We start from the raw sequence: 25,326 nt of genomic DNA, 5'->3' as shown, positions 1-25,326 counted from the left end.
CACCGGAGCCGCGTTCACCGGGGATGGCACGGTGGTGCGTCCGACATGCTTGGATGCTGCGCATGGCCGTTCGACCCATTGTGATCTCCGGTGAGCCGGTGCTGCACCGCTCCGCCGCCCTCGTGACCGAGTTCGACGACGACCTGCGACAGCTCGTCGAGGACATGTTCGAGACGAATGACGCGGCCAACGGCGTCGGTCTCGCGGCCCCGCAGATCGGGGTGGGCCTGCGGGTCTTCATCTGGAAGATGGACAACGAGGACGGGGTGCCGGCACGGGGTCACATCATCAACCCGACCGTGACGACGTCCCGCGTCCCCCAGGAGCGGCCTGATCCCCGCGAGGACACCGAGGGCTGCCTGTCGGTGCCGGGGGAGTCGTTTCCGTTGAAGCGGGCCGACCGGGCCCACGTGGTCGGCTTCGACCTTGACCAGAACCGCATCGAGTTCGATGCCACCGGTTGGTTCGCACGCTGTATGCAGCACGAGTACGACCACCTCAACGGCACGCTCTATGTCGACCGGCTCGACGACCGCCAGGCCAAGAAGGCGCGCAAGGCCGTCAAGCGCAACGGCTGGGGCAAGCCGGGACACACCTGGCTGCCGGGGGTCGATCCGGACCCGTTCGGCCACGACGAGGTCGACGAGCTGGACGACGAGGTTCACGCCCATGGGTCGCACGACCACGCCCACAGCGAGGGGATGTGACGGCTGCGGCCGACCTGCCCATCATCGCCGTCGTGGGGGCCACCGCGACGGGCAAGAGCGGACTGGCCCTCGACCTCGCCGAGCGTCTCGACGGCGAGGTCGTCAATGCCGACGCGATGCAGCTCTACCGCGGCATGGACATCGGGACCGCCAAGCTCCCGGTCGCCGAGCGGCGGGGCATTCCGCACCATCAGCTGGATGTCCTCGAGGTGACCGAGGAGGCGAGTGTTGCCGCCTACCAGGAGGCCGCGCGAGCAGACTTCGCCGCCATCCGGGAGCGGGGCCGCGTCCCGATCCTGGTCGGCGGCTCCGGCCTCTACGTCAGGGCCGCTCTCGACCGGCTCGACATCCCCCCGACCGACCCACGCGTCCGCGGTCGGCTCGAGGCACGGGCGGCCGAGGAGGGCGCGGAGGCGATGTATCGCCTGCTGACGGAGCAGGATCCGGCGGCTGCGGCGCGCATCCAGCCCGCGAACGTCCGCCGCGTCGTCAGGGCGCTCGAGGTCATCGAGCTGACCGGTCGGCCCTTCAGTGCCTCGATGCCGACGCGCGAGCTCGTCGCTCCCGCGCTGCTCATCGGGCTGACCGTGGACCGTCCGGTGCTGGATGCCCGGATCGAGGCCCGGGTCGAGCAGATGTGGCGGGACGGGCTCCGGGAGGAGGTCGAGGCGCTGCTCCCACTGGGCCTACGGGATGGGTTCACCGCCAGCCGTGCCATCGGCTATGCCCAGGCCATCGGCGTCCTCGACGGGCGCCTGACCGAGGTCGAGGCCGTGGCCGAGACCGCGCAGGCGACGAGGCGCTACGCCCGGCGCCAGGAGAGCTGGTTCCGCCCCGACCCTCGGATCACCTGGGTCGATGCCACGACGCCGGTGCCGGTCGATCGCGTCCTCTCCCTCGTCCGCTGATCGGCTGAGCCGTCCCGACCCGTGAGACGTCGATCCAGGTGAATCAATGACTTGATAACTTCTTCATGTTCTCAATCGATACCTCCAGGTGGGGGGTGTCAGGACCCCATGCGAAGGAGTCGGCGGTGGGTGTGCCGCTCTACCAGGCCAAGGCAGAGTTCTTCAAGACGCTGGGTCATCCGGCGCGGATCCGCATCCTCGAGCTCCTCTCCGACCGGGACCACGCAGTCCACGAGCTGCTCGAGATGATCGACATCGAGCCGAGCAACCTCTCCCAGCAGCTGGCCGTCCTCCGCCGCACCTCCCTGGTCAGCTCGAGGCGGCTCGGCAACGAGGTCGTCTACTCGGTCAGCGTCCCAGAGGTCCGCGACCTGCTCATCGCTGCCCGGAGCATCCTGTCCGGGGTCCTCGCCGCCCAGGGCGAGCTCGAGTCCGAGCTCGCCGCGAGCACCGGCCGGTCGGTGTCCTCGTGAGTGTCACCGTGCGACCTGACAGCGGGAGCTGGGCCGGGGTGGCCTGGCGGCGCCTCCGGCAGCTGTCGCCGAGACGCTCCGACTGGAGCACGGTGCGCCCGCGTCGCGACCTCCCGGCCGGCTTCATGGTCGGCCTCGTGGCGCTGCCCCTCGCACTCGGCTTCGGGGTCAGCTCGGGCATGGGGGCCACTGCGGGCCTGGTGACGGCCGTCGTCGCCGGCACCCTGGCCGCGGTGTTCGGCGGGAGCAGGGTCCAGGTGAGCGGCCCGACCGGGGCCATGACCGTCGTGCTGGCCCCCATCATCGCCACCCACGGCGCCAGCGGAGTCCTGCTCGTTGGCCTCCTGGCCGGGGCGATCCTCGTCGGCCTCGGGTGGTTCGGCGCCGGCCGGTTCATCCGCTACGTCCCAGTCCCCGTCGTCGAGGGTTTCACCCTGGGGATCGCCGCCATCATCGGCCTGCAGCAGGTCCCTGCCGCGCTCGGCCAGTCCGTCGCGGGGGAGAAGGTGCTCGGGACCGCTGCCGAGGCCGCCCTCCAGTGGACCCAACACGTCAGCTGGGCTCCCGTGGTCGTGTCAGTGGCCGTCGCCGCCGGCATCCTCGTGCTGGCCCGGCTGCGACCGGGGGCGCCGTGGGCTCTCGTCGTCGTGGTGGCCGCCACCCTGGCCAACGTCGCACTGCACCTTGGGCTGACGGACATCGGCGCGATCCCTGCGGGCCTGCCTGCGCCGTCGTTCCCGTCCGTGGACCCCGCCACCCTCGACAGCCTGCTCCTCCCCGCTGTCGCCGTCGCCGCGCTCGCCGCGCTCGAGAGCCTCCTGTCGGCCACGGTCGCCGACGGCATGAGCGTCGGACAGCGGCACGACCCCGACCGGGAGCTCGTCGGCCAGGGTGTCGCCAACCTGGTCGCCCCGCTCTTCGGCGGCATCCCGGCGACCGCGGCCATCGCCCGCACTGCTGTCAACGTCCGCTCCGGAGCGGCCTCGCGCCTCGCCTCGGTCACCCACGCCGCCGTGCTGCTCCTCGTCGTCCTGGTCGCCTCACGCTGGGTCGGGCTGATCCCCGTCGCGGCTCTCGCCGGTGTCCTCATCGCCACCGCCGTGCAGATGGTCCGGTTCTCGAGCCTGGGCGCGCTGCTCCGGTCCACTCGCGGCGACGCGACCGTCCTGGTCACCACGGCGCTTGCCACCGTGCTCACCGACCTCGTCGTCGCAGTCCTCATCGGCCTCGTCGTCGCCGGGTTCTTCGCCCTGCAGCAGGCCTCTCGCGCGGTGCGCGTCGACCAGGTTCCCCTCGACCCGACGGACCACAGCGACGAGGAGCGCGCGCTGCTCGACGAGCACATCGTCGCCTACCGGATCGACGGACCGCTCTTCTTCGCTGCCGCCCACGACTTCCTCCTCGAGCTGGCCAACGTCGGCGACGTGCGCGTCGTCGTGCTGCGCATGTCCCGCGTCAGCGTGATCGACGCCACCGGTGCCAGCGTCCTCGCGGACACGGTCTCGCGGCTCGAGGCGCGGGGCGTCACCGTGCTCCTCTCCGGAGTTCGGCCCGAGCACGAGAAGGTGCTGCGGGAGCTCGGGGTCCACGCTCAGCTCGCCCACGAGCGGCACCTGTTCACCACGACCCCCGAGGCGATCACGCACGCTCGGCTCCACGCCGGTCGGGTCGCGCACGATCCCCTCCAGTCGGTCCCGGCGGATCGCTGAGCGCGTGCGCCGCCACCCACTCGAGGGTGTGGACCGCTGGGAGCGAGCCCAGCGGCATACAGCACAATGACCGTCATGACGCGCTTCACGAAGGGCCACGGCACCGAGAACGACTTCGTCCTCGTGCCCGACCCCGAGGGCACCCTGGAGCTGACCCCCGCCCAGGTGCAGCGTCTCGCCGACCGACGCGCCGGCATCGGTGGTGACGGCGTCATCCGCGTCGTCCCGACCCGGCATGCGACCGAGGACGCGGTGCGCGCCCAGGCTGCGCAGGCCGAGTGGTTCATGGACTACCGCAATGCCGACGGGTCGCTCGCCGAGATGTGCGGCAACGGCACGAGGGTCTTCGCGTCGTTCCTCGTGCGGGAGGGTCTCGTCCACGGCGACACCTTCGACATCGCCACGCGAGCCGGCGTCAAGCACGTGCGCGTCGTGCCAGAGGGCTTCGCCGTGGACCTCGGGCCGTGGCGCTACGGCGACGAGCCGGGCGCCAGGCGTGACGGGTTCGACATCATGGTCAGGCCGCGGCACGGCAAGCCCGTCCCCGCGCTCAGCCTCGACCTGGGCAACCCGCACGCGGTCGTCATGCTCCCCGACGGCATCGAGCTGGACAACCTCGACCTCACGGCCGCGCCCGAGGTCCAGCCGGCGCAGCCCAACGGGATCAACGTCGAGTTCGTCAAGACCATCGGTCCGGCCCACATCGCCATGCGCGTGCACGAGCGCGGCGTCGGGGAGACCCGGTCGTGCGGCACCGGCGCGGCGGCGGCGGCTCTCGCCACGCGCTTCTGGTCCGGCGTCGAGGACCTCAGCCCGTGGCGTGTCGACGTCCCCGGCGGCACACTCACGGTGACCCCGCTGCCCGGCAACCGCGTCGAGCTCTCCGGTCCGGCCGAGCTCGTCGCCGACGGTGACGTCGGTCTCTGACCCACCTGCTGAGCCGGCCCCGGACGCGGCGCCGTGGTCTGTGATCATGGGCCCATGAGCTACGACGTCGCAGCCGTCCGATCGCACTTCCCGGCCCTGCGCGAGGGCGCCGCCCACTTCGATGGCCCCGGCGGAAGCCAGGTGCCGGACACCGTCGCCCGGGCCGTGCACGACGCGATGATCTCCGCCGTGGCCAACCGCGGGACCGTGACGCCCGCCGAGCGGCGCGCCGAGCAGATCGTCCTCGACTGCCGAGCCGCCCTCGGCGACCTGCTGGGGAGCGACCCGCGGGGCATCGTCTTCGGGCGCAGTGCGACCGCCCTCACCTACGACCTGTCCCGGGCGCTCGCCAAGACCTGGGGGCCCGGCGACGAGGTGGTCGTCACCCGCCTCGACCACGACTCCAACATCCGCCCCTGGGTCCAGGCCGCTGCCGCCGCCGGCGCCACGGTCCGCTGGGTCGACTTCGACCCCGCCACCGGCGAGCTGCCCGTCGAGGCCGTCGCCGCACAGCTGTCGGACCGGACCCGTCTCGTGGCCACCACTGCGGCCTCCAACCTCATCGGCACCCGGCCCGACGTGGCTGGGATCGCCGACGTCGTGCACGACGCAGGCGCGCTCTACTGGGTCGACGGCGTCCACGCGACCGCCCACGTCCTCGTCGACCGCCCCGCCGTGGGAGCCGACTTCTGGTCCTGCTCGCCCTACAAGTTCCTCGGGCCGCACTGCGGCGTCGTGGCGGCCGACCCGGCCCTGCTCGAGACCCTCACCATGGACAAGCTCCTGCCTTCGAGCGACGCGGTGCCCGAGCGCTTCGAGCTGGGCACCCTGCCCTACGAGCTGATGGCCGGCACGACCGCGGCGGTGGACTTCCTCGCCGGCCTCGCGGACGCCGACTGGGACCAGCCCGGCAGTGCGGACCGGCGCGGCCGACTCGTCGCCGGCTTTGCCGCCCTCGAGGAGCACGAGGAGCGGCTCGGCTCGCGTCTGGAGGCGGCGATCCGGGCGTTGCCCGGCGTCCGGGTCCACAGCAACGCCGCCCAGCGGACCCCCACGCTGCTCTTCACCGTTGACGGCAAGGACCCGCAGGAGGTGCGCCAGGCGCTCGCCGACAAGGGCATCAACGCGCCCGCCAGCCACTTCTACGCGCTCGAGTGCTCGCGGCACCTCGGCCTGGGGGACGCCGGCGGCGTGCGCACCGGCCTGGCCCCCTACACCGACGACGAGGACGTCGACCGGCTCATCGAGGCGCTCACGGCGATCGTCTGACCTCGAGGATCCGGAAGGCCTTCGCCGATGACAGCCGCGTGCAGCTCAGGCCCCAGTCCTGGGCGTTGAGCCACTTCTGCAGCGAGTCGGAGCCGAGGTGCTTCTGGACGACGAGGTGGGCGACCCCATCCGGAGTCAGCCGCGGCAGCCACCGCTCCAGCAGCGCGTGCAGGGCCGCCTTGCCCACGTGGATCGGCGGGTTCGACCAGATCGTGTCGAAGCGCAGGTCCTCCGGGACCTCGTCCGGCTCGCAGAAGGTGACGTTCCCGGCGCCTGCGGCCTCGGCGTTGAGGGCAGCCAGCTGCAGTGCCCGCCGGTTGACGTCGACGCCCCAGACCTGGGCCGCGGGTGAGCGCAGCGCGAGAGTGATCGAGATCGGTCCCCAGCCGCAGCCGATGTCGAGCAGGTTGCCCGACGGGCTCGGGTCGGGCGCGCCGGCGAGCAGGACGGCCGTCCCCGGGTCGAGCCGCTCGGGGGAGTAGACCCCCCGGGCCGTGGTCAGCGTGAGCTCGCGCCCGTCGAGGCGGACGCGGATCTGCTGGCGCTCCTCCGGAGACGCGGGGTCTGCGCTGAAGTAGTGGTCAGGGTGCTCGCTCATCACCGGAAACCGTAGTGGCCCCGTCACCCGATCGGCACCGCGGACAGGGGAGCGGCGGCCGTCCGGGCACAAATGTGTCGCCTGCGGTGTTGTGGGAATGGGAACCTATGAGGAACATGAATCGAAGCCACAGCATCAAGCCAGCCGCCGCCGACCTGCTCGCGACCCGCGCCGAAGCGCTCGCCGACGAGACGCTGGAAGCCGACCCAGCGGCATACGCCGAGTTCGACGGCGACCAGCTCGACCGCGAGGAGCGCGCCGCGCTCCGGCGCGTCACCGGGCTGTCCACCGAGCTCGAGGACATCACCGAGGTCGAGTACCGGCAGCTGCGCCTCGAGCGCGTCGTGCTCGCCAAGGTCTGGAGCGAGGGCACGAGCGAGGACGCCGAGAACTCCCTCCGTGAGCTCGCCGCACTCGCCGAGACCGCAGGCTCCGACGTCCTCGCCGGGGTGATCCAGCGCCGGCAGCGACCCGACCCGGCGACCTACCTCGGCAAGGGCAAGGCCCTCGAGCTGCGTGACATCGTCGTCGCCGAGGGCGCCGACACCGTCATCGCTGACGACGAGCTCGCCCCGAGCCAGCGCCGCGCGCTCGAGGACGTCGTCAAGGTCAAGGTCATCGACCGCACCGCCCTGATCCTCGACATCTTCGCCCAGCACGCCAAGAGCCGCGAGGGCAAGGCCCAGGTCGAGCTTGCGCAGCTCCAGTACCTCCTGCCACGCCTGCGTGGCTGGGGTGAGTCGATGTCCCGCCAGGCCGGTGGCCAGGCGGCCGGTGGGCAGGGCATGGGCTCGCGTGGTCCCGGTGAGACGAAGATCGAGCTCGACCGGCGCCGGATCAACACGCGCATGGCCAAGCTGCGCCGCGAGATCGCCGAGATGAAGACGCACCGCGACACGAAGCGCTCGACCCGCAAGAAGGGCGGCGTCCCCAGCGTCGCGATCGCCGGCTACACCAACGCCGGCAAGTCGTCGCTGCTCAACCGGCTCACCGGCGCGGGTGTCCTCGTCGAGAACCAGCTCTTCGCGACCCTCGACACGACGGTCCGCCGCTCGGAGACCGAGGACGGGCGCGAGTTCACCCTCACCGACACGGTCGGGTTCGTCCGGTCGCTGCCGACACACCTCGTCGAGGCCTTCCGGTCGACGCTCGAGGAGGTCGGCGACGCGGACCTGCTCCTGCACGTCGTCGACGGCTCGCACCCCGACCCGGAGGGCCAGATCAGCGCGGTCCGCGGCGTGCTCGCCGACGTCGACGCCACGGACGTCAAGGAGGTCATCGTCGTCAACAAGGCGGACATCGCCGACCCCGACGTCCTCGACCGGATCCGCCGCCACGAGAAGCACTCCATCGCCGTCTCCGCCCGCACCGGCCAGGGGATCGCGGAGCTGCTCGAGCTCATCGCGCGCGAGCTGCCCAAGCCCGAGATCGAGGTCGACGTCCTCGTGCCCTACCACCGCGGCGACCTGATCTCGCGGATCCACGACGAGGGCGAGATCCTCGCGAGCGAGCACGTCGCCGACGGCACCCGCGTCCGCGCCCGCGTGACGCCTGCGATCGAGGCCGACCTGTCCGACTACGTTGTGGCCTGAGCCCACCACCCCCGTTCCGTATGCCGCTGAGCCAGCTCGGCGGCATACGGCTGGGTGGAGTGCCACCCGTGCTCTCGTGACGTGCGCGTCACCGGGGCGGGACTGCTGACCGTGGGCGTCGACGAGTGGGTGCAGACCCCGCGGCTCGTGCTGCGGCGGCCCGAGACGGGGGATCTGCCGGACTATGTCCGGCTGCACACCGACCCGCGGACCTACGTGCACAAGCCGGGCGCGATGGCGACCGAGCAGGAGTGCGTCGAGCAGTTCCCCGGGATGGTGGAGCGGTGGCAGGTCGACGGAGTGGGCTACGGGCCGGTGGTCGAGCGCGAGACGGGGGAGGTCGTCGGCTGGGCCGGCCTCCGCGTGGCGGCTGGGAGTGAACCACACCTCAACCTCTACTACCGCTTGAAGCTTGAGGCGCACGGGCGCGGACTCGGTCGGGAGCTCGCCAGGGGGTTGGTCCGCTGGGCCGCCGAGCACCGACCCGAACTACCCGTGCGAGCCGTCGTCGCGCCCGTCAACCGGGCCTCGTGGTCGACCGCCCTGGCTGCGGGCCTCGTCGAAGTGGGACGGAAGGCGGACCCCGGGTTTCCGGATGACGAGCCGGACGTCGTGCTGGAGCTGCCGCGGGTGGATGTCGTGCCGGCGTCCGGGGTCGACGCCGACGAGCTCATGGACCTCTGGGACCGGGTCAACGGCGCCGGGGGAGCGGTCGGGTTCCTGCCCGGTGCGCCGCGCGAACGGGTCCGCTCGGCGCTCGACCAGCACCTCGACGTGGTGGGCAGTGGCCTCGGCACCCTGGTGGCGCTGCGCGCACCGAGCGGGGCACTGCTCGGCTTCGGTTTCTGGGAGCTGTCGAGTCAGCGCGGCTTCGGCCACCAGGCCACCCTGAAGCGGCTCATGGTCGACCCCGCGGGTCAGGGACGCAACTGGGGCGCGGTGCTCCTCGCCGGGATGGTCGGCGTTGCTCGGCGCGAGCTGCCCCAGGTGTGGTTGCTCCTGCTCGACTACCGGAGTGGCCTGGGACTCGGCGACTTCTACGCCCGTGCCGGGTGGTCGGAGATCGGGCGGATCCCCCTGGGGATCCAGGTCGGGCCGGACGAGTATCGCGACGACGTCCTCATGGCACGCCGCGTCGACGGTCGGCCGCTCGAGGCGGACGGTCGGACCTGAGTCCCCGCCCGCCTCGGTCGGGCCGACCATCGGTCGACCGACGCCGGAGCCTCAGCTCAGGCCGGTGATGTTGCCGTCCGCGCCGACATCGATGCGCTCCGCGTTGGGGGACGCCGACAGGCCCGGCATGGTGCGCATGTCGCCGCAGATCGCGTAGACGTAGCCCGCCCCGACAGCGGCCCGCACCTCGCGCACCGGCATGCGCCACCCGCGAGGGGCGCCCTTGAGGCTCGGGTCGGACGAGATCGACAGGTGCGTCTTGGCGATGACGACCGGGAGGCCGCCGAAGCCGAGGCGCTCGTAGTCCTTGAGGGCCTTCGCCGCGGCCGGGCTGACGTCGATGCCGTCCGCGCCGTAGATCTGCGTGGCGACGGCCTCGATCTTCTGCTCGAGGGGCAGGTCGAGCGGGTAGAGGAACTCGAAGCTCGACGGCTCGTGGGCCGCCTGGACGACCGCCTCGGCGAGCTCGCGCGCACCGGCGCCCCCCTCGGCCACGTGGCGGCTCACCGCGGTGCGGACGCCGACCTCGTTGCAGTAGCGGCGGATCACCGCGTGCTCGGAGTCGTGGTCCTGCGGGAAGGCGTTGATGGCCACGACGGGCTGCACCCCGAACCGGCGGACGATCTCCACGTGCTTGCGCAGGTTGGCCAGGCCCGCCTCGACGTCCGACGGGTTCTCCTCGAGCAGGCCGGGGGGCAGCGGCTTGCCGGGCTTGATGACGTAGTTGCCGGAGTGGGCCTTGAGGGCCCGCACCGTGACCACGATGACGGCGACGTCGGGCTTGAGGCCGCTGACCCGGCACTTGACGTTGAAGAACCGCTCCGCGCCCATGTCGGCGCCGAACCCGGCCTCGGTGATGGCGTAGTCGCTGCCCTGCATCGCGATGAGGTCGGCAGTCACGGACGACGTGCCGGTCGCGATGTTGCCGAAGGGGCCGCAGTGGATGATCGCCGGACCGCCCTCGAGAGTCTGCAGCAGGTTGGGCTTGATGGCGTCCTTGAGCATGGCGGCCATGGCACCCGCGGCTCCGAGGTCCTCGGCGGTGACGCTACTGCCGTCGGTCGTGTAGCCGATGACGATCCGGCCGAGGCGCTCGCGCAGGTCCTGGAGGGACTTCGCCAGGGTGAGCAGCACCATGATCTCGCTGGCCGCGGTGATGTCGAAGCCGGTCTCCCGGACGACACCGTCCTCGCGTGCGCCGAGGCCGATGACGACGTTGCGCAGCGCGCGGTCGTTGACGTCGAGGACGCGACGCCACGTGATGTTGCGGACGTCGATGCCCAGCGCGTTGCCGTGGTGCAGGTGGTTGTCGACCATGGCGGCGAGCAGGTTGTGCGCCGCGGTCACCGCGTGGAAGTCACCCGTGAGGTGCATGTTGAGGCGTTCCATGGGGACGACCTGGCTATAGCCGCCGCCCGCTGCACCGCCCTTGATCCCGAACGTCGGTCCCATCGACGGCTGGCGCAGGGCCACGACCGCCCGCTTGCCCAGCCGCTGGAGACCCTGCGCCAAGCCGACCGAAGTGGTCGTCTTGCCCTCACCGAGAGGTGTCGGCGTGACCGCGGTGACCACGACGTACTTCGCGCGATGTCCGTCGCGCGGCTCGTCGAGGAAGCCGAGGTCGATCTTGGCGACGTCTCGGCCATAGGGCTCCAGGTGGTCCGAGCCGATGCCGAGCTGGGCAGCGACCTCGTCCATCGGCTGCAGGGTGGCTGCAGACGCGATGTCGAGGTCCGAGGGGAACGACGTTGTATCCATGGTCGCATCCAACAACACCCGCTACGGCGAGTGTGAGGCAGGTGCCGCAACCCACATCGTCCACATGTCGCGGGTCCTGCGCGGCGCCATCACCGCGGGTCCGAATACCCTGACCCAATGGCCGCGCCACCCTCCCTCGACCAGCTCCTGCACGCTGCCGTCACCGCGGTCGGGGGCAGCGAGCGGCCCGGGCAGGTCGAGATGGCGCGGGCCGTCGCAGCCGCGATCGACAGCGACGAGCACCTGCTCGTCCAGGCAGGGACCGGCACCGGCAAGTCGCTGGCCTACCTCGTGCCGGCCGTCCAGCACGCGCACCAGACCGGGCGACCTGCCGTCGTCGCGACGGCCACTCTCGCGCTGCAGGCCCAGATCGTCGACCGGGACATGCCGCGAGTCGCCACGGCGCTGGCGCCGCTGCTCGGTCGACGCCCGACCTACGCCCTGGTCAAGGGGCGGCGCAACTACGTGTGCCTCAACAAGATCGAGGGTGGCTTCCCGGACGAGGAGGACGGCCTGCTGTCCGTGGGCCAGGTGGACGCCGGCGCCGGACGACTCGGACAGGAGGTCGTCCGGCTGCGCGAGTGGGCCGCCGAGACGGACTCCGGTGACCGCGACGAGCTCGTGCCCGGGGTGACGGAGCGGGCCTGGCGTCAGGTGTCCGTGTCCGCGCACGAATGCCTCGGCGGCAAGTGCCCGCTCGTGGCCGAGTGCTTCGTCGAGCGGGCCCGGGAGGCGGCCAAGGACGTCGACGTCATCGTCACCAACCACTCGTTCATGGCGATCGACGCCTTCGAAGGGCGCCAGATGCTCCCCGAGCACGACCTGCTCGTCGTCGACGAGGCGCACGAGCTCGTCGACCGGGTCACAGCGACGATCACCGACGAGCTGACCGGGGCCATGGTGACCGCAGCCGCGAAGAAGGCCGGCCGGCTCTCCGAGAACACTGCGGCGCTCGACGACGCCGGCGCGCTGTTGTCCGCCGCGCTGGAGCCTCTCCAGGACGGTCGCCTCCTCGGTCTGCCCGACTCGGTCACGCTCGCCCTCAGCCGCGTCCGGGACACGGCCCGGACCGTCCAGTCCGACCTCAAGCCGGCGCAGGGCCAGGAGGCAGACGGAGCCCGGCAGGTGGCCCGCGCCGCGGTGGACGAGGTCCACGAGAACGCCGAGCGCATCCTCGAGGAACGCGACCTCGACGTCGTCTGGCTCTCGCACGACCAGCGGCGGGGGCCAGTGCTGCGGGTGGCGCCGATGAGCGTCGCCATGCTGGTGCGGGACAAGATCTTCAGCGATCGCACCGTCGTCCTCACGTCCGCGACTCTCGAGCTCGGCGGCACGTTCGACGCCGTGGCGGGGACGATCGGGCTGCGCGGCGAGGGCGCGCCCCAGTGGCAGGGACTCGACGTCGGCAGCCCCTTCGACTACCGGCGGCAGGCCATCGCCTACGTGGCCGCCCACCTGCCGCCACCAGGCCGGGACGGTGCCAGCGACGAGAGCCTCGACGAGATCGAGCAGCTCATCCGAGCTGCCGGGGGCAGAACCCTCGGGCTCTTCTCGTCGATGCGCGCAGCGCAGGCGGCCGCCGAGCTGATGCGGGCCCGGCTCGGCAGAGAGATCCCCGTCCTGTGCCAGGGCGAGGACCAGATCTCGACCCTGGTGCGCCAGTTTGCCCGCGACCCGCGCACGTGTCTCTTCGGCACCCTCACCCTGTGGCAGGGCGTCGACGTGCCGGGCTCCTCGTGCCAGCTCGTCATCATCGACCGCATCCCCTTCCCGCGGCCGGACGACCCGCTCGCCTCTGCGCGCTCGCAGGCCATCGCACGGATGGGCGGCAACGGCTTCATGGCCGTCTCCGCGACACACGCGGCCCTGCGCCTGGCCCAGGGTGCGGGCCGGTTGGTCCGTCGCGGCGACGACCGGGGTGTCGTCGCGTTCCTCGACTCGAGGATGATCACGGCGCGCTACGCCGAGTTCCTCCAGCGGTCGCTGCCGCCGTTCTGGCCGACGACCGACCAGGCGATGGTGCTGGCCGCGCTCGCCCGCCTCGACGAGACCGCGGCCGAGGCGCTCCCCGTGGAGGAGCCGGCCCTCCGGTCGCTCACCGGCGCACGGGCCGACGGCGACGGCACGGAGCACCCCCGGCCGGAGCCGGCCGAGCCCACGCGGCCCGTCGCCCCCGCCCCGCCGGTCGCCTCGTCCTCACGGAGCGCCGTCACCGGCGGTCACGCGTGGTCGGACGAGCAGGACGAGGAGCTCCGTGATGCCGCGGACGCGGGCATGCTCCTCGATGAGCTGGTGGAGCACTTCGAGCTGCCCGAGGCGACGATCGCGGCCCGGGCGGACCAGCTCGGACTGACCCTCGCCACCGGCCAGCTCTTCGACTGACCGACGATCTCCCCCCGCGAACTCGAGTGGCCCCACCGTCCACACCCCGCCACTCGAGTGGCCCCGGTGTGCACAGGCCGACCTGTGGACTCCGGGGCCACTCGAGATGAGGGAGGCAGTCACTCGGACTTGCTCTGGCCTCCGGGCACAGCAGGGAGCTGGAGCAGGTTCTGCGTCCCTTGGGGCACGACGATGAGGGAGTCGCTGTGCTCACGGAGCATGTCGATGTACTTGCTCATCAGGACCTGCTCGTTGAGGCGGTTCTGGCACTTGTCCGTCGGCACCGGCACGACCTTGACCGCCGTGACCTCCTTGCCGTTGATCAGCTCCCGGACCTGGGTGCTGGTGGCGCCGCACCGAATGATCTGGTCGGCGTCGGACGTCGCCTGGGCCTCGGTCTTGGTGATCTCGGCCTTGGCGAGCGCGGTCTGGAGATCGGCCTTGGCGGCTTCGGCGTTGGCGAGCGAGCTCTGCACCTTGTCGTAGTTGGCCTGGACGTTCGCGTCCAGCGCGATGGCCCGCGGGTCCACCTGTTCCACGGTGACGCCCACCCCGCCCAGACGCTTCTCCAGCCCCTCCGTGATGCGCAGGGCGAGCTCGGAGCGGGACTGACGGACCGTCGCGGCCGTGAAGGTCGTCGGGGCGTCGCGGGTCACCGAGGAGACGCCGGGAAGCACCGCGCGGGCGATGAACGACTCCTGGTCGGGGTACTGCCGGATGATCTCGGGCAGCTTGGCCGGATTCAGCGAGTAGCGGATCGTCACGTCGTAGGCAACCGTGGCGTTGTCGCTGGTCACGGTGGAGACGCGGCCGCTGCTCTCGTCGAGGGAGATCGTCTGGTTGCGGATGTCGAAGGTGATGAGGTCCTGCCAAGGGGCCTTCACATGCAGGCCGGTGGCGCTGATCGCCGTGTCGCCCACGGTGCCGAAGGTCTTGGTCACCGCGGCCTCACCGGCGTCGAGCTTGTAGAAGCTGGCGCCCCCGAGCACGGCGAGCGCGAGGAGGAACGGGATGGCCGCGAAGCGGTGCAGCCTCTGGGGCTGGTTGCGCAGCCCGAGCAGGACGATGCCGACCGCGGCAAGGGTGACGGCGAGGACGATGGAGACCATGACCTTCTCTCTGGTTCTGTGAAGCGTCGGGGAGGGCGTCGGGTTGTCTCAGCCCCATGGCACAGTGGACGCCATGACCGCCGCTGCCGTTCCCTCCCTCGCGCTCGTCAGCGGTCCTGAGGAGGTCCTCGTCGAGCGGGCGGTCGCCCGCTTCGTCACCGCAGCCAAGGCCGCCGGCGCCGATGTGATCCGGGTGGACGCGACCGGCTACGAGCCGGGTTCGCTGATCCTGCATGCCAGTCCGTCCCTCTTCGGTGGGACCAAGTGCATCGTCGTTCGGGGTCTGCACGAGTCGCCGGACGAGCTGCAGCTGGACCTGCTCAGCCTCCTCGGCGGGCCCTTGGACGACGTCTCCCTCGTCGTGGCGCACGGCGGCGGGATGAAGGGCAAGAAGGTCATCGACACCCTCAAGAAGCTCGGCGCCGACGTGGTCGACTGCCCGGCCATCAAGAGTGATCGCGACAAGTCCGACTTCGTCATGAAGGAGTTCGCTCGCGCCCGGCGCAAGATCACGAGCGATGGCGTGCGTGCTCTCGTCGAGGCGGTCGGCAAGGACGTCCGTGAGCTCGCCGCCGCCTGCGCCCAGCTCGTCGCGGACACCGAGGGGACGATCGACGACGCAGTCGTCGACACGTACCACGGGGGGAAGGTCGAGGCCTCTGGCTTCCGCGTCGCCGACGCGGCCGTCGCCGGGCAGGCCGGCGAGGCGCTGCGGCTGCTGCGCCACGCCATCGCCACCGGCGTCGACCCGGTCCCGATCGTCGCCGTCCTCGCCTCGCAGCTGCGCCAGCTGATCAAGGTCGGTGCCGCCGGCCGGGGGAGCTCGGCGCAGCTCGCCAAGACCCTGGGCATGGCCCCCTGGCAGGTCGACCGGGCCCGCCGAGCCGTGGCCCACTGGTCCGGCGACGGGCTCGCGGTCGCGTTGCAGGCCGTCGCGGCCGCCGACTTCGAGGTCAAGGGCGGCGGACGCGACCCCGTCTACGCCGTGGAGCGGGCGATCCTGACGATCACCCGGGCCCGCGCCGGGCACTGACCGAGCCCAGCGGCATACGGCAGCAGCGACGGACCACGCCGGGTTTGGAGCGTGAGGTGCGCCGCTGGTAACTTTGTTCCTTGCGTGCGCGCTCAGGTCGTGCGCGCATGCAGGCACCACTCCGGAGCCGCTCACGCAAGGGTGCCCCACGCCCGGTCCCGAGCAGCTCTGCCGCCCTCTAACGGCAACCATCCCGACCAAGAAAGAACGTCACGTGGCAAACATCAAGTCGCAGCTCAAGCGCATCAAGACCAACGAGAAGCGCACGGAGCGCAACAAGGCGGTCAAGAGCGAGCTTCGCACCTGGATCCGCAAGTTCCGTGAGGCCGCGGCCTCCGGTGACAAGGACGCCGCTGCCGACGCGCTGAAGACCGCCTCGAAGAAGCTCGACAAGGCCGTCTCCAAGGGCGTCATCCACCAGAACCAGGCCGCCAACAAGAAGTCGGCCATGGCCAAGAAGGCCGCGTCGCTCTGACGCGTCCCGCACGTCGCACCGAGCCCCCCACCCGATCCGGGTGAGGGGCTCGTCGCATGTGGCCCGCCTTCAGCGGTGGTGGCGCCGGACCGCGGCGACCACCTCTTCGTAGCGGTCCGGCCCCAGCACCGCGCCCTCGCGTCGCACGTGCCGCGGGTCGAGGCGCAGCAGCCGGTTGACCCGCACCTCGCTCGATCGGCCGCGGCCGTCCCATGAGCCCGAGCCGATGTCGACCCACTCGCGTCCGGCCCGCCGCTCCTGGTGCTCGTCAAGGTCGTGGTCCCGGCTGGTCAGCTGGAGGGCGACGAGACGGTCGCCCTCATGGCCGATGACGAGGACGGGCCGGTCCTTGCCGCGCGAGTGGTCCTCCTCGAACGGCACCCAGGCCCACACGATCTCCCCGGGGTCGGGCTCGCCGTCGACGGCCGGGGCGTAGGTCATGTCCGGGAGCGTCGTCGCGTCGCCGGCATAGGGGCCGTATGCCGCTGGGCCGGCTCCCGTTCGCGCCTGACCACGCGGCGGGGCGGGGGAGTCGTGGCCCCGCGCGGGCCTGGCAGGGCGGGCGAGGCGGCGCAGGACGGTGGTGACTCGGTCCAGGGCTGCGGTCAGGTGGCGAGGCATGGGGTTCACCGTACTGACGGGTGGGCCGGCCGGCTCGGTGTGATGTGCGTTCCACGAGGAGGAACACGGGTCGGAGCACCGTTCCGGGTGCACTAAGGTAAGTCTGACCTAACTTGGACCAACTGCCAGGAGCAGCACGTGCACGTTCGCCGAATCCTCAGCGCCTCCCTCGCCGCGATCGCCCTCCTCGGCGCGGCGGCCTGCGGGAGCGACGGGCCGACGGACACGACCGAGGGGGCCGACCTCGTCATCTACAGCGGCCGCAGCGAGTCGCTCGTCAAGGGCATCCTCGACGACCTCGCCAAGGAGACGGGCGTCAAGGTGGGGGTGCGCTACGCCGGCTCGAGCGAGCTGGCCGCGCAGCTGCTCGAGGAGGGCGAAGCGACGAAGGCCGACCTGTTCTTCAGCCAGGACGCCGGCGCCCTCGGCGCGTTGGCCCAGGCTGGGCGGCTCGAGGCGCTCGACGCCGCGGTGACCGACCGCGTCATCGACGGCTTCGCCGACCCGAACGGCCAGTGGGTGGGCACCTCCGCCCGGGCCCGGGTGATCGGCTACAACCCCACTCTGGCGCCCGAGGCCGAGCAGATGACGTCGATCGACGCCGTGCTCGACCCGAAGTACAAGGGCAAGGTCGGGTACGCGCCCGCCAACGCGTCGTTCCACGCCTTCGTGACCGCCCTGCGCGTCGCCAAGGGCGAGGACGGTGCCAAGGAATGGCTGACGAAGTTCAAGGCCAACGAGCCGCGCAAGTACGACAACAACATCCTCGTGCTCGACGGCGTCGACAAGGGCGAGGTCGCGCTCGGGCTGCTCAACCACTACTACTGGTACGAGCGGGTGGCCGAGAAGGGCGCCGACGCCGTCACGGCGCGCATCCGCTTCCTCGGCTCCGACGACCCGGGCGCGCTGATCAACGTGGCCGGCGTCGGCATCCTCAAGGGGACGGACCAGAAGGAGTCCGCCCTCAAGGCGGTGAACTACCTCCTCTCCGAGAAGGCCCAGAAGTACTTCGCCGACGAGACGGCTGAGTACCCGGTCGTCGCCGGGATCGCATCGAAGCACGACCTGCCGCCGCTCGCCGACCTCGAGAAGTCGAGCATCGACCTCAACAAGCTCGACTCCCTCGAGACGACGCTGGCCATGCTCAACGAGGTGGGTCTCACCTGAGCGAGCTGACGACGACGGAGCGCCCGGTGGCCGAGACGGCCCCCGGCGCGCTGTCGCGTCTCCGCGGTCGCGAGGACCACGGCAGGCCGCCCTGGTGGCTCGTCCTGCCCGCGCTGGCCGGGGCCGCCCTGGCCGTCCTGCCGCTGGGATACCTCCTCGTGCGCACCTTCGAGGCCGGACCCGACCGGGTCGTGGAGATCCTCAACCGGCCCGGAACCGCCGCCCTGGTCGGGCGCAGCCTGGGCCTGGCCGCCGTGGTCACCGGTCTCTGCCTCCTCATCGGCATCACCATGGCCGCCCTGGTGACCCGCACCGCGATGCCCGGCCGCCGGGTCCTGGCCGTCCTCGCCCCGCTGCCGCTCGCCATCCCCAGCTACGTCGCCGCCTTTGCCTGGGTCGCGGCGGTGCCGTGGGCGCGCGGGTTCATCGGCGCCACCATCGTCCTCACCGCCTGCACCTACCCCTACGTCTACCTGCCGGTCGTCGCCGCGATGCGGTCCGTCGACCCGGCCCAGGAGGAGGTGTCCCGCAGCCTCGGTCGGTCTGCGTGGCGCACCTTCTGGACCGTCACGGCCCGTCAGGTGTGGCCGGCTGCCGCCTCCGGCGGCCTGCTCGTCGCGCTCTACACCCTGAGCGACTTCGGGGCGGTGTCGATCCTCCAGTACGACGTCTTCACCCGGGTCATCCACACGTCCTACACGGCCACCTTCGACCGGACGCCGGCCGCCGTCCTCTCCACGCTGCTCGTCGTGATCACCGTCGTCATCGCCGTGGGGGAGCGGTGGACCCGCCGCCCCGTCGAGCAGACCCGCGTCGGGGGCGGTGTGGCCCGGCGCGCCGAGCTGCACCGGCTCGGGGCGCTCGGCCCGTTGGCCTCGGGGCTGGTCGTCGCCGTCCTGCTCGTCTCGCTCGCCTTCCCCGTCGCCTCGCTGCTCTACTGGTTCGCGACCGGGCTCTCCGCCGGGATCGACACCGAGCGGCTGCTCACCAGCACCGGCACCACCGTCTTGCTCGCCGTGCTCGGGGCCGTGGCCACCATGGCACTCGCCGTCCCGATCGGCGTGCTCGTCGCCCGGCACCGCAGCCGCGCGAGCGCCGTCGTCGAGACCGCGACCTGGGCCGGCCACGCGCTGCCCGGCATCGTGGTGGCCCTGGCGCTCGTCTTCTTCGGGGTGCGGGTGGCCCAGCCGATCTACCAGCGCACGCCGCTGCTGCTCATCGCCTACGCGGTCCTCTTCCTGCCCGCGGGGCTCGGTGCGGTGCGCGGCGCCGTCGCGATGAGCTCACCGCGCATCGAGGAGGTCGCCCGATCGCTCGGCAGCTCCCCGATCACCGTGCTGCGCCGGGTCACCATCCCGCTGGCTGCCCCCGGGATCGCCGCCGGCACCGCGCTCGTCATGCTGACGATCATGAAGGAGCTGCCGGCCACGCTGCTCCTGCGCCCCACCGGCGCCAACACCTTGGCCACGAGCCTGTGGACCGAGACCGGTGTCGCCGCCTACGCCGCGGCCGCCCCCTACGCTCTTGCCCTCGTCCTGCTCGCCGTGCTGCCGACGCTCTGGCTCATGCGTGCGCAGGGACGATTCACCGCTACGGAGGACCTGTGAGTGAAGTCAAGCTCTCTGGGGTGTCGAAGGCCTTCGGGTCCACCACGGCACTCGCCGACGTCGACCTCACGGTCTCGTCCGGCGAGCTGACCGCGGTGCTCGGGCCGTCCGGCTGTGGCAAGACGACCTTGCTGCGCATCGTCGCCGGGTTCGTGCGACCCGATCGGGGACGCGTCGAGATCGACGGCCGACCCGTCGTCGCCGAGAACGTGCACATCGCTCCCGAACGACGGGGGGTGGCCATCGTCCCGCAGGAAGGTGCCCTCTTCCCCCACCTCGACGTCGCCAGCAACGTCGCCTATGGACTTCCCCGCTCCGTGGCCAGCCGCAAGCGCGTCGACGAGATGCTCGAGCTCGTCGGCCTCGGCGGCCTCGGCAAGCGCCGTCCCGACCAGCTGTCCGGCGGGCAGCAGCAGCGCGTGGCGCTCGCCCGGGCCCTCGCTCCGAGCCCCCGCGTCGTCGTGCTCGACGAGCCCTTCTCGGCCCTCGACGCCGGGTTGCGGGCCCAGGTCCGCGACGAGGTCAACGAAGTCCTGCGCAGCATCGACGCCACCGCGATCATCGTCACCCACGACCAGGAGGAGGCCCTGTCGATGGCCGACTCGGTCGCCGTGATGGAGCAGGGCCGGCTCGTCATGCACGGCAGCCCGACCGAGGTCTACCACCGCCCCGTCGACCTCGAGGTGGCCCGCTTCGTCGGCGACCTCGTCGAGCTGCCCGGCACCAAGTCCGGTCTCGTGGTCGACACCGTGCTCGGTCGCCTCCCGATCCACGGGTCCTCGATCCCGGCCGACGGCCCCGTCGTGGCCGTGATCCGGCCCGAGCAGATCCGGGTCGATGCTCGGGTCGAGCGCGGCGCCAAGGGAGCGCACGTCGACGACGTCAGCTTCTTCGGGCACGACGCGCTCGCCCGCCTCACCGTCATGTCCGACGCCGAGCCCGTCCGGGTCCTGGCCCGCACGGTCGCCCCGCTCCAGCGCGGTGACGACGTCGCGATCCGGGTCATCGGCCCGGCACTGGTCTACCCCACCTGACAATCGAAAGAGCAGTTCGCGACACGTCCTTTGTCGCGAACTGCTCTTTCGATTGGGGCCCGGGTGTCGCGAACTGCTCTTTCGATGGGCTTACTGGAGCCGGGCCGCCCCAGCAGGCACCCGCACGCGGCAAGGCGGGTGCGGGACCCGGCCCAGCGACATACGTGAAAAGCGGCCGCCCAAAGCGTGGGAGACTGTCCTGATCCCACCCCAGCACACCCAGCGAGGTTCGTCCCACCGTGTCGCCCATGGCCCGTACCGCGCTTGCGCCCCACGCAACGCCGCCCGAGCTGATCCGCAACTTCTGCATCATCGCGCACATCGACCACGGCAAGTCGACCCTCGCGGACCGCATGCTCCAGCTCACCGGTGTCGTCGACTCGCGGGCCATGCGCGCGCAGTACCTCGACCGGATGGACATCGAGCGCGAGCGCGGCATCACGATCAAGAGCCAGGCCGTCCGGATGCCCTGGGAGAGCGCGGGTCAGACCTACGCCCTCAACATGATCGACACCCCGGGTCACGTCGACTTCACCTACGAGGTCTCGCGGAGCCTTGCCGCGTGTGAGGGCGCCGTCCTGCTCGTCGACGCCGCCCAGGGGATCGAGGCCCAGACCCTCGCCAACCTCTACCTGGCGATGGAGAACGACCTCACGATCATCCCCGTCCTCAACAAGATCGACCTGCCTGCGGCGCAGCCGGAGAAGTATGCCGAGGAGCTCGCCAAGCTCATCGGCGGAGACCCGGCGGACTGCCTCAGGGTCTCCGGCAAGACCGGTGAGGGCGTCGAGCCGCTGCTCGACCAGATCGTCGCGCAGATCCCGCACCCCGTCGGCGACCCGGACGCCCCGGCCCGCGCGATGATCTTCGACTCCGTCTACGACACCTACCGCGGCGTCGTGACGTATGTCCGCGTGGTCGACGGCAATCTCAACCCCCGCGAGCGCATCGTCATGATGTCGACCAAGGCGACGCACGAGCTGCTCGAGATCGGCGTCATCAGCCCCGAGCCGGTCCCGTCCAAGGGGCTCGGCGTGGGCGAGGTCGGCTACCTGATCACCGGGGTGAAGGACGTGCGCCAGTCCAGGGTCGGTGACACCGTGACCAACGCGAGCAAGCCCGCGGCCCGGGACCTCGGTGGCTACCGGGACCCCAAGCCGATGGTGTTCTCCGGGCTCTACCCGATCGACGGCTCGGACTACCCCGACCTGCGCGAGGCCCTCGACAAGCTCAAGCTCAACGACGCCGCGCTCGTCTACGAGCCGGAGACGTCGGCGGCGCTCGGTTTCGGCTTCCGCTGCGGCTTCCTCGGCCTGCTCCACCTCGAGATCGTCCGCGAGCGCCTCGAGCGTGAGTTCAACCTCGACCTCATCTCGACGCAGCCCAATGTCGTCTACGACGTCACGCTGGACGACGGCAGGGAGATCCACGTCACCAACCCGAGCGAGTTCCCCGAGGGCAAGATCGCCTCGGTGAGCGAGCCGATCGTCCGGGCCACCATCCTGGCCCCGAGCGAGTTCGTCGGGGCGATCATGGAGCTCTGCCAGCAGAAGCGGGGACAGCTGCGCGGCATGGACTACCTGTCCGAGGACCGCGTCGAGATGCGCTACACGCTGCCGCTGGCAGAGATCGTCTTCGACTTCTTCGACCAGCTCAAGTCGCGGACCCGCGGCTATGCCTCGCTCGACTACGAGCCGGACGGCGATCAGGTGGCCGACCTGGTCAAGGTGCAGATCCTGCTCCAGGGGGAGTCGGTCGACGCCTTCTCGGCGATCGTGCACAAGGACAAGGCCTACTCCTACGGCGTCATGATGGCGACCAAGCTGAAGGAGCTCATCCCGCGCCAGCAGTTCGAGGTGCCGATCCAGGCGGCCATCGGCTCTCGGGTCATCGCGCGAGAGAACATCCGCGCCATCCGCAAGGACGTGCTCGCCAAGTGCTACGGCGGCGACATCAGCCGCAAGCGCAAGCTGCTCGAGAAGCAGAAGGAGGGCAAGAAGCGGATGAAGATGGTCGGCCGGGTGGAGGTCCCGCAGGAGGCCTTCATCGCGGCGCTGTCCTCGGACGGGGGCGGGGAGAAGGCGAAGAAGTAGCCGCAGGCGGTTGGCGTGGAGGGGGCGCGGCTCACGCCGCGCACCGCCTCAGCCCAGGAGCTTGCGGCGCATCCGTTCGGTGTCGGCGGCCGACCAGCCCTGCTCGGCGAGCCAGCCGTGGACGCCGCCGTGCCGTGTCTCGAGAGCGGTGAGCAGCCTGCGCATCGTGTCCGTCGTCGGTGACTGCTGGGCGACCGTCTTGTGCTTGAGGTTCTCGGCATAGGCGGGCTTGCTGCGCAGCCGGTCGAGGATCGCACCCACCTTCTCCGCCGACGCCGCGAAGTCGGTGATGACGACCTCGTCGGGCACCCCGACGACCTTCAGCGCCAGACCGACGATGGTGCCGGTGCGGTCCTTGCCGGCGGCGCAGTGGACGATGGCCGCGCCGTCACTGGCCGCGATGGCGTGCAGGGCAGCGAGCACGGAGTCCGGTCGCTTGGCCAGGTAGGAGAGGTAGTGCTCCGACCAGAACTCCTCGTGACTCGGGTGATGGCCGTTGCGCCGCTCGTGCAGCACCGCGGCCTCCGCTTCGTCCTTCTCCCAGGGGAGGGCCCGCTCCGCCGCCGGGATGCCGGACTCGTCGCTGTCCTCCCGGTAGAGGGAGTGGTGGTGATGGCGCACCGCGGTGGCCCGGAGCGGGCCGTCGCCCTCCTTGGCCACCTCGACGTGCGTGCGCAGGTCGATGACGTCGCTGACGCCGAAGTCCTCGAGGAGCAGTGACACGGAGGCCGCGGGGAGGTCCTGGAGGTTGTCCGACCGCAGCAGGCGCCGGAACCGCACGACGTCGCCGCTCTCGGTGCGCAGGCCGCCCAGGTCTCGCATGTTGACGACGCCGGGCAGGTCGATCCAGTGGGGTTGGTGCACCTCACGACGATAAGCGATCCGGGAAAACGGCTTGCGCGGACTCCGCTTCCTGCACATATCTTGATATCGAGATATGTGCGACGAAAGGACCCGGAGTGACCGTCGAGGACCCAACGGTGGAGGAGCGGCTCACCCGTCGCGGGATCCCGGTCGACCGCGACCTGCGCATCCTCGCCCTCGGGCAGTTCGCCAACCGGTTCGGGACCGGTGCGGTCATCACGACCAGCGCCCTCTACTTCACCAGGCAAGTGGGTTTCGCCCCGAACGAGGTGGCTCTTGCCATGTCGGTCGGCGCCGTCGTCGGCATGGTCGTGCAGGTGCCGGCGGGGCACTGGGGCGACACCCGGGGACCGCGGGAGGTGCTCACCTTCTTCATGACGGGCGCGGCGATCTTCAGCGCGCCGCCGGTGCTCGCTCGCTCGCCGTGGGCCCTGGCCCTGCTGCTCGGCATCCTCGCCTTCTTCGAGCGCGGCGCGGGTGCCGTCAACCAGGGGGTCATCGCCCAGCTCGCGACCGGTGGCCGTGGGGTCCTCTTCAAGGCCTACCTGCGCGCGGTGACGAACTCCGCCATCGGGCTCGGGTCGATGCTGGGGGGTGCGGCCCTCATCGTCGACGACGTGTGGGCGTACGTCGCCGTCTTCGTCCTCAACGCCGCGCTGACCGGCTTCGCTGCGTTCAACAGCACGCGCCTGCCGCACCTGCCCGCCCACGAGCGCGGCGAGGGAGAGCCCAGGCTGGCCGTGCTGCGGGACTGGCCCTACGTCGTCATCTCCGCGCTGACCGGGCTCTTCACGCTGCACTTCGTCGTCATGGAGCTCGGCCTGGCCCTCTACATCTCGGAGCGCACCGCGGCCCCGACCGTCATGGTCGCGGTGCTGCTCATCGTCAACACCGCCATGGTCGCGCTCTTCCAGGTGCGGTTCTCCAGACGGTCGGACTCCGTCGAGGCCGGCGCCAAGGCGCTCGTCCGCGGTTCGCTCTGGATCGCCGCTGGCTTCGCCCTCGTCGCGCTCGCCGGGCGGGGCAGCTACTGGGCGGCCATCGTCGTCCTCGTCGCGGGCTCCCTCGTGCACGTCGTCGGGGAGATGATCGGGTCGGGTGGTCAGTGGGGCCTGCAGCTCGGCCTGGCTCCGCACGAGAAGCAGGGGCAGTACCAGGGCTTCGCCGGGCTGGGCTTCTCCGTGACGGCCGTCATCGGGCCGCCCGTGGTGACGTACTTCTGTGTCGAGCAGGGAGAGCGCGGCTGGTTCATGCTCGCCGGCCTCATGGTCGGCATTGCCCTCGTCACCCTCCCCGCGGCACGCTGGGCTCTCGCGTCCAGGGAGCGCTACGGGGTCACCACCCACTCCGGCTGACCCGGCATCCGTCAGTTCTGGAGAAGTCCGCCGTGGGCGTGCCAGCAAGACTGGGGGAGCAGCACGAGACGACGAGCCGAAGCAGCGAGGAGAGCACGATGGCCGAGACGAACCGCGCCACCCCGAAGTCCTCCAGTCGGTCCCCGGAGCCGGCCGAGGGGTTCACCGCGGAGGAGCGGGCCGCGATGAAGGAGCACGCCAAGGAGATCAAGGCGGCGCGTCGGCGCAGCGGCACCGCCGGCCAGGGCGATGACCTCGCAGACGTGCTCGGCAAGATCGCGGAGTCCAGAACGCCGGGAAGTTCAAGGCGCGTTATGCCACGCTCGGCTTCAACGACGAGGCCAGCCTCGACGAGGGCGAGATGTGGCCGACGTCGTTCGCCGTCACCGAGCTGACCCCGCAGGTCGAGGAGCGGATCGCCGCGCTGATCCGGCGTGCGGCCGGCTGACCCGGGCGACGAGCGCGAGCCAAG

The 25,326-nt window shown here is 71.2% G+C and carries 22 protein-coding genes; 17 read left to right on the top strand and 5 right to left on the bottom strand.

From position 1 onward, the window contains the following. Positions 1 to 62: 62 nt before the first annotated feature. From def to OO014_RS00840, 6 genes are all read left to right on the top strand, one after another. The gene (gene def, locus OO014_RS00865) at positions 63 to 707 is read left to right on the top strand and encodes a peptide deformylase (RefSeq protein WP_272460335.1); all 645 of its coding nucleotides are present in this window, start codon (positions 63 to 65) and stop codon (positions 705 to 707) included. Next, the gene (gene miaA, locus OO014_RS00860; protein ID WP_272460334.1) at positions 704 to 1,615 is read left to right on the top strand and encodes a tRNA (adenosine(37)-N6)-dimethylallyltransferase MiaA; all 912 of its coding nucleotides are present in this window, start codon (positions 704 to 706) and stop codon (positions 1,613 to 1,615) included. The genes def and miaA overlap by 4 nt, the downstream gene beginning before the upstream one ends. A 125-nt stretch (positions 1,616 to 1,740) precedes the next feature. Continuing rightward, complete coding sequence (locus OO014_RS00855) at positions 1,741 to 2,088, top strand: ArsR/SmtB family transcription factor (RefSeq protein ID WP_272460333.1); 348 nt, start codon at positions 1,741 to 1,743, stop codon at positions 2,086 to 2,088. Positions 2,089 to 2,096: 8 nt separating this feature from the next. Further along, the gene (locus OO014_RS00850; RefSeq protein ID WP_272460332.1) at positions 2,097 to 3,797 is read left to right on the top strand and encodes a SulP family inorganic anion transporter; all 1,701 of its coding nucleotides are present in this window, start codon (positions 2,097 to 2,099) and stop codon (positions 3,795 to 3,797) included. 75 nt (positions 3,798 to 3,872) lie between these two features. Continuing rightward, a complete protein-coding gene (dapF, locus tag OO014_RS00845) occupies positions 3,873 to 4,724 on the top strand; it encodes a diaminopimelate epimerase (RefSeq protein ID WP_272460331.1) in 852 nt (283 codons plus the stop codon). Between the two features lie 54 nt (positions 4,725 to 4,778). After that, positions 4,779 to 5,993 carry a cysteine desulfurase-like protein gene (locus OO014_RS00840; protein ID WP_272460330.1) on the top strand — a complete coding sequence of 405 codons (1,215 nt, stop codon included), beginning with the start codon at positions 4,779 to 4,781 and terminating at the stop codon, positions 5,991 to 5,993. Here OO014_RS00840 and OO014_RS00835 read toward each other — a convergent pair. Further along, positions 5,977 to 6,591, bottom strand: a complete 615-nt coding sequence (locus tag OO014_RS00835; RefSeq protein ID WP_272460329.1) for a class I SAM-dependent methyltransferase — start codon at positions 6,589 to 6,591, stop codon at positions 5,977 to 5,979. The genes OO014_RS00840 and OO014_RS00835 overlap by 17 nt on opposite strands. Before the next feature lie 107 nt (positions 6,592 to 6,698). Here OO014_RS00835 and hflX point away from each other — a divergent pair, with 107 nt between their 5' ends. After that, entirely contained in the window at positions 6,699 to 8,183 is a 1,485-nt protein-coding gene (gene hflX / locus OO014_RS00830; protein WP_272460328.1) for a GTPase HflX, read from the top strand. An 81-nt stretch (positions 8,184 to 8,264) separates the two neighbouring features. Next, complete coding sequence (locus tag OO014_RS00825) at positions 8,265 to 9,356, top strand: GNAT family N-acetyltransferase (protein ID WP_272460327.1); 1,092 nt, start codon at positions 8,265 to 8,267, stop codon at positions 9,354 to 9,356. Between the two features lie 51 nt (positions 9,357 to 9,407). Here the strand turns inward: OO014_RS00825 and OO014_RS00820 are convergent, their stop codons facing one another. Then, positions 9,408 to 11,114 (bottom strand): formate--tetrahydrofolate ligase, encoded by a 1,707-nt coding sequence (locus tag OO014_RS00820; RefSeq protein ID WP_272460326.1) that lies wholly within the window; start codon positions 11,112 to 11,114, stop codon positions 9,408 to 9,410. A gap of 117 nt (positions 11,115 to 11,231) precedes the next feature. Here OO014_RS00820 and OO014_RS00815 point away from each other — a divergent pair, with 117 nt between their 5' ends. Then, positions 11,232 to 13,496 (top strand): ATP-dependent DNA helicase, encoded by a 2,265-nt coding sequence (locus OO014_RS00815; protein ID WP_272460325.1) that lies wholly within the window; start codon positions 11,232 to 11,234, stop codon positions 13,494 to 13,496. 119 nt (positions 13,497 to 13,615) lie between these two features. Here the strand turns inward: OO014_RS00815 and OO014_RS00810 are convergent, their stop codons facing one another. Next, entirely contained in the window at positions 13,616 to 14,605 is a 990-nt protein-coding gene (locus tag OO014_RS00810; protein WP_272460324.1) for a prohibitin family protein, read from the bottom strand. A gap of 73 nt (positions 14,606 to 14,678) precedes the next feature. On the opposite strand from OO014_RS00810, the gene holA reads away from it, so the two are divergent. Further along, positions 14,679 to 15,638 carry a DNA polymerase III subunit delta gene (gene holA, locus OO014_RS00805; RefSeq protein WP_272460323.1) on the top strand — a complete coding sequence of 320 codons (960 nt, stop codon included), beginning with the start codon at positions 14,679 to 14,681 and terminating at the stop codon, positions 15,636 to 15,638. 214 nt (positions 15,639 to 15,852) lie between these two features. Continuing rightward, positions 15,853 to 16,113, top strand: coding sequence for a 30S ribosomal protein S20 (rpsT, locus tag OO014_RS00800; protein WP_272460322.1), 261 nt, complete (start codon positions 15,853 to 15,855; stop codon positions 16,111 to 16,113). Positions 16,114 to 16,182: 69 nt separating this feature from the next. Here the strand turns inward: rpsT and OO014_RS00795 are convergent, their stop codons facing one another. Continuing rightward, entirely contained in the window at positions 16,183 to 16,734 is a 552-nt protein-coding gene (locus OO014_RS00795; RefSeq protein WP_272460321.1) for a type II toxin-antitoxin system PemK/MazF family toxin, read from the bottom strand. Positions 16,735 to 16,872: 138 nt separating this feature from the next. Between OO014_RS00795 and OO014_RS00790 the strand changes: the two genes are divergently transcribed. From OO014_RS00790 to lepA, 4 genes are all read left to right on the top strand, one after another. Further along, positions 16,873 to 17,901, top strand: a complete 1,029-nt coding sequence (locus OO014_RS00790; RefSeq protein ID WP_272460320.1) for an extracellular solute-binding protein — start codon at positions 16,873 to 16,875, stop codon at positions 17,899 to 17,901. A gap of 26 nt (positions 17,902 to 17,927) precedes the next feature. Next, positions 17,928 to 19,508, top strand: coding sequence for an ABC transporter permease (locus OO014_RS00785; RefSeq protein WP_272460319.1), 1,581 nt, complete (start codon positions 17,928 to 17,930; stop codon positions 19,506 to 19,508). Then, the gene (locus OO014_RS00780; RefSeq protein ID WP_272460318.1) at positions 19,505 to 20,542 is read left to right on the top strand and encodes an ABC transporter ATP-binding protein; all 1,038 of its coding nucleotides are present in this window, start codon (positions 19,505 to 19,507) and stop codon (positions 20,540 to 20,542) included. Before OO014_RS00785 ends, OO014_RS00780 begins: the two co-directional genes overlap by 4 nt. 248 nt (positions 20,543 to 20,790) lie before the next feature. Then, positions 20,791 to 22,635, top strand: a complete 1,845-nt coding sequence (gene lepA, locus OO014_RS00775; RefSeq protein WP_272460317.1) for a translation elongation factor 4 — start codon at positions 20,791 to 20,793, stop codon at positions 22,633 to 22,635. Between the two features lie 48 nt (positions 22,636 to 22,683). On the opposite strand, the gene OO014_RS00770 is transcribed toward lepA, so the two are convergent. Beyond that, positions 22,684 to 23,499, bottom strand: a complete 816-nt coding sequence (locus OO014_RS00770) for a tyrosine-protein phosphatase (protein ID WP_272460316.1) — start codon at positions 23,497 to 23,499, stop codon at positions 22,684 to 22,686. A 95-nt stretch (positions 23,500 to 23,594) separates the two neighbouring features. Here OO014_RS00770 and OO014_RS00765 point away from each other — a divergent pair, with 95 nt between their 5' ends. Both OO014_RS00765 and OO014_RS00760 read left to right on the top strand, forming a co-directional pair. Further along, the gene (locus tag OO014_RS00765) at positions 23,595 to 24,854 is read left to right on the top strand and encodes an MFS transporter (protein ID WP_272460315.1); all 1,260 of its coding nucleotides are present in this window, start codon (positions 23,595 to 23,597) and stop codon (positions 24,852 to 24,854) included. A gap of 98 nt (positions 24,855 to 24,952) precedes the next feature. Continuing rightward, positions 24,953 to 25,249, top strand: a complete 297-nt coding sequence (locus tag OO014_RS00760) for a hypothetical protein (protein ID WP_334685020.1) — start codon at positions 24,953 to 24,955, stop codon at positions 25,247 to 25,249. Positions 25,250 to 25,326: the final 77 nt, after the last annotated feature.

Origin of the sequence: Intrasporangium calvum, assembly GCF_028446585.1 — a bacterium.
In the GTDB taxonomy this organism is placed as follows: domain Bacteria; phylum Actinomycetota; class Actinomycetes; order Actinomycetales; family Dermatophilaceae; genus Intrasporangium; species Intrasporangium calvum_A.
Note: the sequence above shows the minus strand (reverse complement) of the source record. Positions and strands in the feature narration are given on the sequence as shown.